12 protein-coding genes, 1 tRNA gene and 1 pseudogene are annotated in these 12,123 nt (G+C 61.5%); 4 read left to right on the top strand and 10 right to left on the bottom strand.

Going from position 1 to position 12,123, the window contains the following annotated elements; genetic code table 11:
- From FKZ61_RS23190 to FKZ61_RS23200, 3 genes and pseudogenes are all read left to right on the top strand, one after another.
- A pseudogene (locus tag FKZ61_RS23190) lies at positions 1-343 on the top strand (recombinase RecA); the annotation flags it as partial.
- A gap of 808 nt (positions 344-1,151) precedes the next feature.
- Entirely contained in the window at positions 1,152-2,720 is a 1,569-nt protein-coding gene (gene rny, locus FKZ61_RS23195) for a ribonuclease Y (RefSeq protein ID WP_141612546.1), read from the top strand.
- 259 nt (positions 2,721-2,979) lie between these two features.
- Entirely contained in the window at positions 2,980-3,276 is a 297-nt protein-coding gene (locus FKZ61_RS23200) for a stage V sporulation protein S (RefSeq protein WP_141612547.1), read from the top strand.
- A 318-nt stretch (positions 3,277-3,594) separates the two neighbouring features.
- Here the strand turns inward: FKZ61_RS23200 and FKZ61_RS23205 are convergent, their stop codons facing one another.
- Both FKZ61_RS23205 and FKZ61_RS23210 read right to left on the bottom strand, forming a co-directional pair.
- Positions 3,595-4,593: a PSP1 domain-containing protein gene (locus FKZ61_RS23205; RefSeq protein ID WP_141612548.1), complete on the bottom strand. Its 999-nt coding sequence runs from the start codon at positions 4,591-4,593 to the stop codon at positions 3,595-3,597.
- A gap of 202 nt (positions 4,594-4,795) precedes the next feature.
- Complete coding sequence (locus tag FKZ61_RS23210) at positions 4,796-5,782, bottom strand: DNA polymerase III subunit (RefSeq protein ID WP_170200224.1); 987 nt, start codon at positions 5,780-5,782, stop codon at positions 4,796-4,798.
- A 380-nt stretch (positions 5,783-6,162) separates the two neighbouring features.
- On the opposite strand from FKZ61_RS23210, the gene FKZ61_RS23215 reads away from it, so the two are divergent.
- Positions 6,163-7,440 carry an extracellular solute-binding protein gene (locus tag FKZ61_RS23215; RefSeq protein ID WP_170200226.1) on the top strand — a complete coding sequence of 426 codons (1,278 nt, stop codon included), beginning with the start codon at positions 6,163-6,165 and terminating at the stop codon, positions 7,438-7,440.
- A gap of 137 nt (positions 7,441-7,577) precedes the next feature.
- On the opposite strand, the gene rplL is transcribed toward FKZ61_RS23215, so the two are convergent.
- The 8 genes from rplL to FKZ61_RS23255 all read right to left on the bottom strand — a co-directional run.
- On the bottom strand, positions 7,578-7,961 hold the full coding sequence (gene rplL, locus FKZ61_RS23220; protein ID WP_141612551.1) for a 50S ribosomal protein L7/L12: 384 nt from the start codon (positions 7,959-7,961) through the stop codon (positions 7,578-7,580).
- 126 nt (positions 7,962-8,087) lie between these two features.
- Positions 8,088-8,624: a 50S ribosomal protein L10 gene (gene rplJ, locus FKZ61_RS23225; protein ID WP_141612552.1), complete on the bottom strand. Its 537-nt coding sequence runs from the start codon at positions 8,622-8,624 to the stop codon at positions 8,088-8,090.
- Between the two features lie 364 nt (positions 8,625-8,988).
- Complete coding sequence (gene rplA / locus FKZ61_RS23230; RefSeq protein WP_141612553.1) at positions 8,989-9,711, bottom strand: 50S ribosomal protein L1; 723 nt, start codon at positions 9,709-9,711, stop codon at positions 8,989-8,991.
- 119 nt (positions 9,712-9,830) lie between these two features.
- Complete coding sequence (gene rplK / locus FKZ61_RS23235) at positions 9,831-10,256, bottom strand: 50S ribosomal protein L11 (protein WP_141612554.1); 426 nt, start codon at positions 10,254-10,256, stop codon at positions 9,831-9,833.
- Positions 10,257-10,454: 198 nt separating this feature from the next.
- Positions 10,455-11,099 carry a transcription termination/antitermination protein NusG gene (gene nusG, locus FKZ61_RS23240; RefSeq protein ID WP_141612555.1) on the bottom strand — a complete coding sequence of 215 codons (645 nt, stop codon included), beginning with the start codon at positions 11,097-11,099 and terminating at the stop codon, positions 10,455-10,457.
- Between the two features lie 300 nt (positions 11,100-11,399).
- Complete coding sequence (gene secE, locus FKZ61_RS23245) at positions 11,400-11,621, bottom strand: preprotein translocase subunit SecE (protein ID WP_141612556.1); 222 nt, start codon at positions 11,619-11,621, stop codon at positions 11,400-11,402.
- A gap of 219 nt (positions 11,622-11,840) precedes the next feature.
- Positions 11,841-11,913, bottom strand: a tRNA-Trp gene (locus FKZ61_RS23250).
- A 124-nt stretch (positions 11,914-12,037) separates the two neighbouring features.
- Positions 12,038-12,123, bottom strand: an 86-nt coding sequence (locus FKZ61_RS23255) for an EF-Tu C-terminal domain-related protein (RefSeq protein WP_141609621.1), incomplete at its 5' end; no start/stop codon positions are given.

The raw sequence follows: 12,123 nt of genomic DNA on the forward strand, positions 1-12,123 counted from the left end.
CGGCAACCGCACCCGGGTCACCGTCAAAAAGAACAAGGTCGCCCCCCCCTTCAAAGTCGCCGAGTTCGACATCATGTACAACGAGGGCATCAGCACCGAAGGCGACCTCATCGACCTCGGCGTGGAGTATGACATCCTGTCCAAGCGCGGGGCATACTACCGCTATCAAGATGAGCTGTTGGGGCAGGGGCGCGAAGCCTGCAAGGAATATCTGCGGGAACACCCGGCATTGGCCCTGGAGATTGACAACCTGATCCGTGCCAAAGTGGGGCTGCCACCTCGTCCATCCAGGAATGGGGACGAAGTCGCTGCGGCCCAGGAACAGGTGCAGGCTGGATCCTGAACCGCATGGACACCGGATCGTAAGGGCAAAGGGATTGCCGTAGCACTTCCAGCCGACTGGCCCCATCTCGTAAAGCCTGGCAGACATACGCCGACGGTTGCCACCGCAGGCCGTGCCGCTGAAATTCTGCCGTGGCATTGACGCTAGACTGGCCTGGCAACACCGGTCGCTTTCCCAAGGTCTGCGGCGAGTGCCCATTGCATGACACCAGCGTTTCCCAATTTCCGATTCGGTCTCTGGCTCCCGGGCTGAGCACTGGACATGGATGGCGCTCGGGATAGCCGTTCTGGCTCCTGGCGTATGGCCAGAGCAGCCTGCCCCATTCAGGCAGGTTTCTATGCCCCCAGGAAACAAAGGCAGCCGGGATGTCTCAGTCCGATGCAAACCCGGAACCGACCGAAACGGAAATTTTCCTGCGCTGTAGCGGCTGCTACAGCGTTTTTTGTTATCACAGGGGGCAGGAAGGACGCTACTGCAACAGGGGACCGAGTATCCCAGAGACACCGGGCACGATCTTTGGCCTGTGTTTTCATCCACAGATTCCACGGATAAGCACAGACTTTTATCCAGCTTGACCTGGATAATCAGTTCAGTATAGTCTGTGTCATCTGTGGATGAAGGCGAAGCGGCCACGATGGCAACCGAGGAAGCCCATCGAAAACCTCGGCCTTTTCTGTGTCTCTGCGGTGCCCAAACCCATTCGGCAGTGGGGTCATCCATGCAACCTGATCATGTAACCCGGATGAAGAGAAATTCAAACCAGTACCTCATATTTGATACTTGAACTGTAGAGACCGAGGAACAACCGATGGGAGACATAGTACTCACAATCGTGCTCATCCTCCTGTTTTCCCTGCTCAGCGGCGCAGTGGCCGCCTACCTGGCCTACAATCGGGGCCGGGTGACAGGTTTACAACAAGAACAGGACCGCCAGCGCCAGCTGTTGCAGAGCGCAGAAGAGCAGGCCAGCCGCTTGCTGGCGGAGGCTGAGACGAAAATCAAAGAGCGAGAGCTTGCGCTCAAAGAGGAACAGGTACGCCTCCGCAACGAGATGGAGGCCGAGCTGGATCGGAAGCGCAAGGAATTGGAGCGGATTGAGGAGCGTCTCCAGAGCCGGCTGGACAGCGCCGAACGCCGTCTGGAACAGCTGGAAAATCGAGAGCGCAAACTCAACCAGCGGGAGGCCAAGCTGGAGCAAAAGGCAGCCCGCCTGAACACAATGGAAGAAGAGTGGGCAGCCGAGCTCCAGCGGGTGGCCCAAATGACCGAAGAAGAGGCGCGCCAGGTGCTGCTGGAACGGGTGGAAAAGAGTGCGCGCCAGGAGATGGCCCGTACCATCCGCGAGGTGGAGGCGGAAGCCCTGGACGAGGCCGATCGCCGGGCCCGGGCCATCATCGCCATGGCCATCGAACGGCTGGCCAGCGACCATGTCTCGGAATACGCGGTCAGCAGCGTAGACCTGCCCTCAGACGAGATGAAGGGGCGCATCATCGGCCGGCAGGGACGCAACATCCGCGCCATCGAGCAGGCAGTAGGGGTGGACCTGGTGGTGGATGACACACCCGAGGCCATCATCATCAGCAGCTTCGACCCGGTACGGCGGGAGATTGCCCGCATGGCCCTGAGCAAACTGGTGACCGACGGCCGCATCCATCCCACCCGCATCGAGAAAGAGGTGGAGCAGGCACGGCACGAGATCGAACAGATCATCCTGGAAGCGGGCGAGCAGGCCATGATCGAGACCAACACCCAGGGCCTGCACCGGGAGCTCCAGAAATTGCTGGGCCGCCTGAAATTCCGCACCAGCTACGGCCAGAATCAGCTCTATCACGCCATCGAGACGGCCCACATCGCGGCCATGATCGCGGCCGAGCTCCACGCCAACGTCAAGGTGGCCCGCCTGGGCGGCCTGCTCCACGACATCGGCAAGGCCGTCAGCCACGAGATCGAGGGGCCCCACGCCATCGTGGGCGCCGAAATCGCCCGGCGCTACGGCGTCAGCGAAGCGGTGGTCAACTGCATTGCCAGCCACCACGGCGAAGTGGAGCCCCAATCGGTGGAAGCCGTCATCGTCGCCGCAGCGGACGCCATCAGCGGGGCCCGGCCGGGCGCCCGACGGGAAAGCCTGGAAACCTACATCAAGCGGGTCACAGCCCTGGAGGAGATCGGCAACAGCTTTGAAGGCGTCAGCCAGACCTACGCCATCCAGGCCGGCCGGGAGATCCGGGTGATCGTCCGGCCAGAGGTGGTGGACGACCTGGCCGCCATCGAACTCAGCAAGCAGATCGCCAAAAAGATCGAGGACAACCTCCAATACCCGGGCCAGATCCGGGTGACGGTGATCCGGGAGACCCGTTCGGTGGAATACGCCAAGTAGGCCGTCTGCGCCCCCTGCCGTCACACCTGTGGCACAACTTTTTGCTGAACAGGCGGGCTTTCAGGTAACATTTTTCTATAAATTCGGTCAACTTTTGTGAGAGATACCGGGGTCAACGCCTGGAAATTTGAGGTGAGCACGTATCCGTTCCAGCCGATAGCCGTCAAGAGGAATAACAACAGTCGTCCGTCAGGCGTGATACGCTGGTCCGGCCGTCCGGGCCAGCCGTGGAGCAACTACAGACAGGAGGCGAAGTTCCATGGCTGAACTCATCAAGGTTTCTGCTCAATCTCGTTCTACGGCTGTTGCCGGCGCCATCGCCGGGGTCATGCGGGAGCAAGGCTATGCGGAAGTACAGGCCATCGGCGCCAGCGCTGTCAACCAGGCGGTGAAGGCCATTGCCATTGCCCGAGGCTATCTGGAACAGGATCACATTGACCTGGTCATTGTGCCCAGCTTCACAGAAGTGGAAATTGAGGGCAATGAACGAACGGCGGTGCGCCTCTCCATCTTCCAGCGCCCGCCGAACCTGGTGCCTCCCACCGAGCAGGCATAAGATCCAGCCGGACAGATACCGGCCCAGAACATGGGCCCGCCAACGGGTACCCATGGCGGAGGTCGTTTGTTGATCGCGGCTGTCTGACACCCCCCGCAGCACACGGCGCCTCTGGAGCGGCAGGCTGACACTGGACGGCCCTGGAAAGCCCTTTGCACGCCAGCCATGGAATCAGCCACGAAAGAGAAACGGGGGAAGTCGCTGGTCGACTTCCCCCGTCTTCGTAGGAGCGGTTCGGGTGAACCCTTGATGCAGTGCAAACCGGGCCGGGTGAACTGTCGTGGGTGAATCCGGCACAGTTCCTGGCGCCCCTGGGCCTCACTGGCCCCGAGAGCGCCGTCGACGTCGACGCCGGCTGCGCCGCCCTGATTTCGTCCCTGCAGACTCTTCAGAGGTGTCCTGCTCCCCCTTTTTCCGCTTGCGTCGCTGCAGGACACGGGCGTTGTCTGCCTCGGCGCTGGCACGGCGCTTGACCGTGCAGCCCCCACAGGTACCACAGCTGGCGCCAGCGCTCCCCTTCTGGCTGATGAGCTCGGCCACCGGGAATTCAGCCAGGACCATGTTTTCCAACATGACGGTGACCGTCTCCCGCAGGGGATGTAAGTGGCGCACCCGCCCCACGCCCTGGGGGGTCACCACCTCGGCCCCCAGCTTGGGCATCTTTTTGTTCTGCTCCTTGTAGTGGGCGTCCTCGTAGGAGAGGCAGCAGAGCAGACGCCCGCAGACCCCGCTGATCTCATCGGGGTTGAGGGGAAGCTGCTGGTTTTTGGCCATCCGGATGCTGACCGGCGTGAATTCCCGTAGCCAGCTGGTACAACAGAGCTGACGGCCGCATTTGCCCACCCCATCCAGCAGCTTGGCTTCATCCCGCACACCGATCTGACGCATCTCGATGCGGGTGTGGAAAATGCGGGCCAACTCCCGCACCAGTGCTCGAAAGTCCACGCGCGATTCCGCTGTGAAGTAGACCAGCAGCCGACCGCCATCATAGTTATACTCACAGCGCACGATCTTGATGTGGAGGCCGTGCTCCCGGGCCTTGGTACGGCAGATGGCCAGGGCTTCCTGTTCCTTGTGGGCCCACAGGTCTTTCTGCACCAGATCCCAGGCGGTGGCCCGGCGGACGACGCTCTTCATCTCGCCCACCACGTCCCGCTCATCGATCTCGTGGGGGGGCTGGATGACCTGGGCCACTTCCTGGCCCCTGGCCGTATCCACGATGACGTAGTCGCCCACCGCCAGATCGAGGAGGCCGCCCGGGTCAAAGTGGTAGATCTTGGTAACCGGTTTAAACTGGATTCCGACGACTATTGGCATGTGCAGTTTCTCCTTCGAACCGTGCTGGCACCGCCCTGGAGCCAACACGGTATCTATGTCAAACAGGCCGGCCGGGCTGCGGTCCAGCTCCTGGTCGCCTGTGCTGTTTCTGGCCCTCGTTCTCTATCCAGCTGTTAACGTGCACCCACGTCGCCCCGGCCCGGGTGGCAGGCATTTGCCCACCCACCAGCAAGCTCCGTGCTCAGGAAGCTTTGGCCCGGGGCATCTGCAACAGCAGCACATCCAGCGCCAGCCGCTTGTTGACCGTGTGGCGCAGGTAAGAAGCCACCCGCCCCAGGGTCTGGACATAGGTGCGTACCGCCTGGGGGGACAGCTGGCGGGCATGCTGCTGGATGATCTCCAGATGATCCACGTTATTGCACTCCTCCAGGCAGCCGGCCTGGGCCAACATCACGTCCCGCCACCAGAGGGTCCACCCTTCTAGCAGGGCGAAGAGCTGCGGATCGTCCCGCTGGCTGGCCAGCTTCTCTGCGAACTGGAGCCGTTCCACCCGGTCGGCGACCACCAACTGGGCCAGCTGGCTCAGCTGCTCCTGACGGGCGGCGGCAGCCTCCCCATCCTGCAGGTAGCGGACCGCCCACCCCAGGCGTCCCTGGGAAAGGCGGGCCAACAATTCCGCCTGGGCCGGCTCCACTTGCCACTGGGTTTCCAGCGCAGCCCGGACCTCTTCCAGGGGAAGCGGGCGCAGCTCCAGCACCTGGCAGCGGCTGGCAATGGTGGGCAGGACGTCCTGGCGGCTTAAGGCCGTCAGACAGAGGATCACGTGGGGCGGCGGCTCTTCCAGCGTCTTGAGTAGCTTGTTAGCAAAGCTGTCGTTGGCTGTGTGAAAGTCCTGGATCAAAAAAAACTTACTGGCGCTTTCCACCGGCCGCAACGAGGCCTCGTGGATGATATCGGCCGCCTGCTCCACCCGCAGCGTCCCATTGGCCCGGTCGGGGTGGCCATCCCGATCCGTGGGCTGAATCAAGCGGAAATCAGGATGACTCCCCTTCCCCATCAGTCCACAGGAGCGGCAACGCCCGCAAGGACGTACCCCTTCCCCCTGGCAGAGAACCGCCTGCGCAAACACCCGGGCCAGGGTCGTCTTGCCCACTTGGGGGGGACCGACCAGGAGGTAGGCATGGCGCAGACCCGACGATAGGGCTACCTCGCCGGCCTGGGGCTGCATCACAGCCTGTTGCAGGAGATGGACCGCCCACCCATGTCCATGGATGGGCCAGGAATCCATTGTGCGGGATCGGACTTCAGCGGCTGGCATGGCATGCTGATTCTAACACAGGGAAATTGGCCTTGCCAAATGGATCTTATGCAAACAACCGCCGCCGGTGGGGAATGGGATGGAGGCCGCAAGGGCCAGTGGCCCGGCCGCTCCTTCGCCATGTCGTTTCGATCGGCCCTGGGCCATATGCGATGGCGGTATGCTATAATGGGCGCGGCAACGTCAACTCGGGCCAGAACGGGAATCTCCGCCCCATGGATTTCACCACCTCATGTGTCCACAGTGCCAACAAAAGTCGATTGCCGCGCACCAGGAACATGCCCTGGTGGATGCTGGCGGCGCTCGTGTTCCTGCTGGTGGCGGGCGCGTGTCGCAGCCCCCAGGCAGAAAACCCGACCAGCCCATCTCCCGCCCTGCCCCCCCCCGACAACCGCCCAGGGCCGCCCATCGCGCCGGACATCTCCTCCCTGCCCCCTCGGGAGCAACAACTGGTGGTCTGGGCGCCGGATTTCCTGGAGGCAGGGGCAGATGACCGGGAGAGGGCCATCCTGGCTGCCGCCTACCAGCGCTTTGAACAGGCACACAACGGCGTCAACCTGGAGGTTCACATCAAAGCCCAGTTTGGGACAGCCAGCATGGGCAACTACCTGCGCAGCGCTCAACGGGTGGCGCCGGCTATCCTGCCCGACTTGGTTCTCCTGGATACCCAGCAGCTCTGGCCGTTGGTGGATGTGGGTCTGATCCAGCCACTGGATGTGGCCAACGAGGTGCAGATTGCCGATTTTTATCAGTTCACCCTCGACGCCGTCACCTACCAGGGGCAGGTTTACGGAATCCCCTACCTGGCGGATGTGATCCACCTGGTCTACGACCCCAATCGGGTGAATCCAGCGCCCCCCACCTGGGAAGAGCTGCTGCAGCGGGGCCCCAGCTATCTGATGCCCCTGGGGGGCAGCGATGGCTATGGCAACGATTCCCTGTTGCTCCAATATGTGGGGGCCGGTGGCCAGCTCCTGGAAAACGGCGGCCTGAGCAACCCGGAAGCGCTCCAGGCCGTCCTGGCGTTCCTGCACCAGGCCCACAGCCGGGGCATTCTGCCGGACACAGCCTTGACCCTGGCCGATCTGGACGCGGTTTGGACCGCATTCCACGCAGGTGCCGGGGCCATGGCCCATGTCTCAGCCCATACCTTTCTCCAGGATGATGGGGCTGGCAATGGCCTGGGCTATGCCCAGGTGCCCACCCGTCAGGGTCTCCCGGCAACCATCGCCCGCACATGGGCCTTTGCCATCCTGACCAACGACCCGGCGCGACGGACCCTGGCGCTGGCCCTGGTCCAGGAGTTGCTGGCCCCTGAAGTCCAGGGAGAGTGGACGGCCCTGGCCCATTACCTGCCCAGCCGGCGCAACAGCCTGGAAGCCTGGCCTGATCATGGAGGCTATCTGGATTTCCTGTCCCGACAGCTGGAGGTAGCGGTGGCCTTGCCCAACGGGCGGGCGTTCGCCGAATTCTCCCGGAACATCCAGTCGCTGCAGCAGGCGGTCCTGCGCGGGGAGCTCACCCCTGAGGAAGCGCTCCTCCAGATGGAGGCAGCCGCCGAACCCTGACCCGTATTTGGCGGACTTTTGGCAGGGAAACCCCATTCCCACTAAAAACAGGCGGAAAGGGAATCCCTTTCCGCCTGTTTTCCAACCCGATGGCACCTGTCCATCGGGCCTGATGAGAGGTCCTCTCGGGAAGAGCTTTACTTGATCTCGACGACCGCGCCTTCGGCCTCGAGCTTGGCCTTGGCATCCTCCGCGGCCTCTTTGCTCACGCCCTGGAGAATGGTGGAGGGAGCACCCTCGACCACGTCCTTGGCCTCCTTGAGGCCCAGGTTGGTGATGGCCCGCACCGCCTTGATGACGTTGATCTTCTTGGCGCCCACGTCCTTCAGGATCACATCGAACTCGGTCTGCTCCTCCACGGCCTCGCCACCGGCGGCACCGCCAGCCGGAGCCGCCGCTGCCACCGCCACGGGAGCGGCGGCGCTGACGCCCCAAGCCTCTTCGAGCATCTTCACCAGTTCAGCAGCCTCCACCAGGGTGAGGCTATCCAGCTGTTCTTTAATTGCCTGCAAATCAGCCATGGTTCAAAATCCTCCTCAATTCAAATTAAATTTTTCACGCATAACTTGTCAGGTGGGGCAACCGGCAGAGCCGGCCCCCGGTTGCCATCGCCTCCAGGGCGACGACATGGCCTGTGCCCAGCGGGTTCAGGCTGCCTCGGTCTCCTTGCGCTTTTCGACGTAGGCGTTGAGCACCCGGACCAGGCTGGCCGATGGGGCCCCGATCATGCGGACCAGGTTGCCGGCCGGGGCGCTGATGGCACCCAGGATCTGGGCCAGGACCTGTTCGCGGGTGGGCAGGTCTGCCAGGGCTTCGGCCGCCGAGGCATCCAACACCGACGACTCCAGGATGGCGCCTTTGATCTCCAGGATGCGCTCGCTCTTGATCCAGTCCCGCAGCGCCGAAACCCCTTTGCCGATATCATCACCCACAAAGGCCACTGCGTTCGGGCCTTCCAGCAGGCCATCGGGCTGGGGCTTGCCACATTGCTCCAAAGCCAGGGCAAAGATAGAATTCTTCACGATGGCATAGGTCGTGCCGGTTTCCTTCAATTTGACCCGCAACGACTGGAGCTGGGACACGTTGGCGCCCAGGTAGTTGGTGAAGACCAGGGCGGAAGAATTGTTGATGAGCTCCTTATAGTGCTCGAGCAGCTCCGCCTTCTTCGCACGTGAAATGGCCAAGCGTCTTCCCTCCTTTCTAGTAGGATTAGGCTATAAAACCAAAATGGCGTCTCCATGCCTGCATGAAGACGCCACAGTGGACAAAACAATTCCAGGAACTGGCTCCAGCCAGAGTGGGCGGAGTTCGTCCTGATTGGACACGATTGTGGGCTCGAGCCTAGGCAGGCTGCCCAAGAAGGGCAATTAAGGGGTCCACCTGCTGTCTTCAGCACAGAGTCTGGTATGTACCGTCCGGATCCTTCCCGCCTGGGGGAGGACCCCAGACATGGCACGCCCAGGGTCTATTCAATTGTCCGGGCCATTATAGCCGCGGCTGTCGCTCCATCCAAATTGGAGATGGCCTCATCACCGTTACGACACACCGTTACGACACATTATCCAACTGGAGGTTCATGGCCGCATTGGGATCGACCTTGACGCCCGGGCCCATGGTGCTGGCCAGGGTGACCCGCCGCACGTAGACATTTTTCAGGGTCGCCGGCTTGGCAGCCATGATCGCTTCCATCAGGGCGGCAAAGTTCTTCAGGAGCGCCTTGTCGTCGAAACTGGCCTTGCCGATGGGTGCGTGGATGTTGCCGGTCTTGTCAACCCGGAATTCCACACGGCCCAGTCGGGCCTCCTGAATCACCCGGGGCAGGTCTTCCGCGGGGAGGATGGTCCCCGTCTTCGGGCTGGGCATGAGCCCACGCGGGCCCAGGACACGCCCTAACCGCCCCACGATGCGCATCATGTCGGGGGTCGCCAGAACCACATCGAAGTCGGTCCAGCCCTTCTGGATCTGTTCGGCCAGATCCTCGGCGCCCACATAATCCGCGCCGGCCTCTTTGGCCAACGCCTGGCCATCCGGCCCGGCGAAGACCAGGATACGGACTTGCCGACCAGTCCCGGCCGGCAGGGTCACGACCCCGCGCACCTGTTGGTCTGCGTGGCGCGGGTCCACCCCCATGCGCAGATGGGTTTCGATGGTCTCGTCGAACTTCGCCGTGGCCAACTCTTTAACCAGATGGATCGCCTCCTCCGGCTGATAGAGGGCGTTGCGATCCACTTTTTCTCGAATTTCGCTGTATCGCCTGCTGTGTTTTGGCATCTTAACTCCTCGTGGTGATAGCGGGAACAAGTCCCTTCCACAGATTCAGATAGGATTCACTGGGTTCGGCCGGGAGCCTGCAAGATGGGCGAAGTCCCCGGCGGGTCTGGTGGCGTCCCTCAGTCCTGAATGGTGACACCCATGCTGCGGGCCGTCCCCTCGATCATGCGCATGGCGCTCTCGAGGCTGACCCCCGGCAGGTCCTTTAACTTCACCTCGGCAATTTCCCGAACCTGCTGGCGGGTCAACTTACCCACCTTGGTTTTGTTGGGTTCGGGGCTCCCCTTATCCAACCCGGCCGCCTTTTTGATCAGGTCGGTGGCCGGCGGCGTCTTGGTGATAAAGGTGAAAGAGCCGTCGGTGTAGATGGAGATCTCAACCGGAATGACCTGCCCGATCATCTGTTGGGTGCGGGCGTTGTATTCCTTGCAGAAGCCCATGATGTTGACGCCATGGGGACCCAGGGCCGTACCCACGGGCGGGGCCGGGTTAGCCTTGCCGGCCGGAAGTTGCAGCTTAACAACCGCTTTCAGTTTCTTTGCCATGTTTCCGTCACTCCTTCTGGTTCTGGTGCTCGCTGGGGCCGCAGCTGGCGACTGCGGTTCAGCTCCCAGAATGCCAGCCTTGAATTAGATAAACCAGTAGCTTGCAGAAAAACCTACCGTCTACTGACTACCGTCTACCATCTACATTAAACATTAGACAGTAGTCAGTAGACGGTAGATGGTCGGCACATCCTCCGCTTAGACATCCCGCTCCAACTGCAAGAAGTCCACTTCCACGGGCGTCTCCCGGTTGAAAAAGCTCACCAGGACCTTGGCCTTGCCCTTGTCAGGGTAGATTTCGTCCACCACGCCGCTGAATTCCGCGAACGGGCCACTCATGATGCGCACGTGTTCCCCAGGCTGGAAGCTCACCTTGATACGCGGCTCGTCGGACTCGATGCGCTTCATGATCTTGTCCACCTCTTCCTGGCGCAAGGGAGTCGGCTTGTTGCCCATGCCCACAAAACCGGTCACGCCAGGGGTGTTGCGCACCACATACCAGGAGTCCTCGTCCATGATCATCTTGACCAAAATATAGCCGGGGAAAACACGCCGCTCCACCTCCTTGCGGGTTCCCTTCCGGATTTCGATTTCGGTCTCGGTGGGTACGACAACCTGCAAAATGCGGTCGGTCATCCCCATGGACTCCGCCCGGTGTTCAATATTCTTTTTGACCTTATTTTCCATCCCCGAGTAGCAGTGAATGACAAACCACTCGGGTTGGGGGCCCTCTGCCTCGGCTTCAGCGTCCAACTGGGCGGCTATCTCGGCGTCCAGGGCTGCCAATTCCGCATCAATATCAATTTCAGATGAAGGCCGCTCTTGTTTTTGTTCACTCTCCACGGCTCTCTCCTCTCTGCCAGCACCACTCCGCCGCTGGCTCGTCCATCGGCGCCAGGCTGCCCAGCCCCATGTTAATGTCGCGACGTCACAGGTCGCCTGGGCACACCTTCCTGTTCAGCTCTCACGATAGATAGCAGGATGGGTCGATGATTGCCTTTTACAATACCACAATTTTGTCCAAAGATGAACTCACTGGCCATGGCGCTCATCCACCATTTCCCTGGCGCGCCAATAGGCGGCGCAGACAGACTGGCCAACCAAGGGGAGAGTCCCCCCGCGCGCCTGGGCTATCCTGGCCGTTCAGGTGACCTGAATCAGCAGAGCAATGAGGAAGCTGAATAGGGAGTCGATGGCGAATAAGAAAATCGCCGAAATGGTAGTCACCACCAACACAACCCAGGTCAGGCGAATACCTTCCTCACGGGTGGGCCAGGTGACCTTAGCGATTTCCGCCCGAGTCTCCCGGATATAGCGGACCAGGGCATTATCTGATTTTGTCTTGACGGAGGCAGAACGGCTCATGCTCCCCCTTTGATTTCCACAAGATCTCGATTGCCGTCATCTACCCGGCAGGCCTCACACAGTCGCCTGCCGAAAGGGGCCTGCGAACCTTCTATCGCGGCCCCACCCTCTGGGCACTGGCCCTGCACCGGAAGGACTCCTGGCGGACCACCTTCGGCGAGGGTCCACTTCCTGGCGGAAAATGACCACCGGCTATATGAAGCCGGTGGTCATCTCAGGCAGGCGAGGCAGGACTTGAACCCGCAACCTGCGGTTTTGGAGACCGCTGCTCTGCCAATTGAGCTACTCGCCTATGGTGAAAACGGTAGTTGGTAGACGGTATTAGGTAGTCAGTAGCCGGTAGGTCAGTAGTCGGCAGGATGCTGTCCCGTCATTCTACTGACTACCGTCTACTGACTACCCCCATCTGCGAATGCTTACTTCAGGATCTCGGTGATGACGCCGGCACCGACGGTGCGCCCACCTTCCCGAATGGCAAACCGGCTCCCCGTCTCCAACGCCA

Source organism: Litorilinea aerophila, from assembly GCF_006569185.2.
Taxonomy (GTDB): domain Bacteria; phylum Chloroflexota; class Anaerolineae; order Caldilineales; family Caldilineaceae; genus Litorilinea; species Litorilinea aerophila.

Excerpts from the sequence above, each read along its gene's own strand:
- rny (WP_141612546.1), top strand. The coding sequence starts at position 1,152 with ATGGGAGACATAGTACTCACAATCGTGCTCATCCTCCTGTTTTCCCTG.
- FKZ61_RS23200 (WP_141612547.1), top strand. The coding sequence starts at position 2,980 with ATGGCTGAACTCATCAAGGTTTCTGCTCAATCTCGTTCTACGGCTGTT.
- FKZ61_RS23205 (WP_141612548.1), bottom strand. The coding sequence starts at position 4,593 with ATGCCAATAGTCGTCGGAATCCAGTTTAAACCGGTTACCAAGATCTAC.
- FKZ61_RS23210 (WP_170200224.1), bottom strand. The coding sequence starts at position 5,782 with ATGCAGCCCCAGGCCGGCGAGGTAGCCCTATCGTCGGGTCTGCGCCAT.
- FKZ61_RS23215 (WP_170200226.1), top strand. The coding sequence starts at position 6,163 with ATGCTGGCGGCGCTCGTGTTCCTGCTGGTGGCGGGCGCGTGTCGCAGC.
- rplL (WP_141612551.1), bottom strand. The coding sequence starts at position 7,961 with ATGGCTGATTTGCAGGCAATTAAAGAACAGCTGGATAGCCTCACCCTG.
- rplA (WP_141612553.1), bottom strand. The coding sequence starts at position 9,711 with ATGCCAAAACACAGCAGGCGATACAGCGAAATTCGAGAAAAAGTGGAT.
- rplK (WP_141612554.1), bottom strand. The coding sequence starts at position 10,256 with ATGGCAAAGAAACTGAAAGCGGTTGTTAAGCTGCAACTTCCGGCCGGC.
- secE (WP_141612556.1), bottom strand. The coding sequence starts at position 11,621 with ATGAGCCGTTCTGCCTCCGTCAAGACAAAATCAGATAATGCCCTGGTC.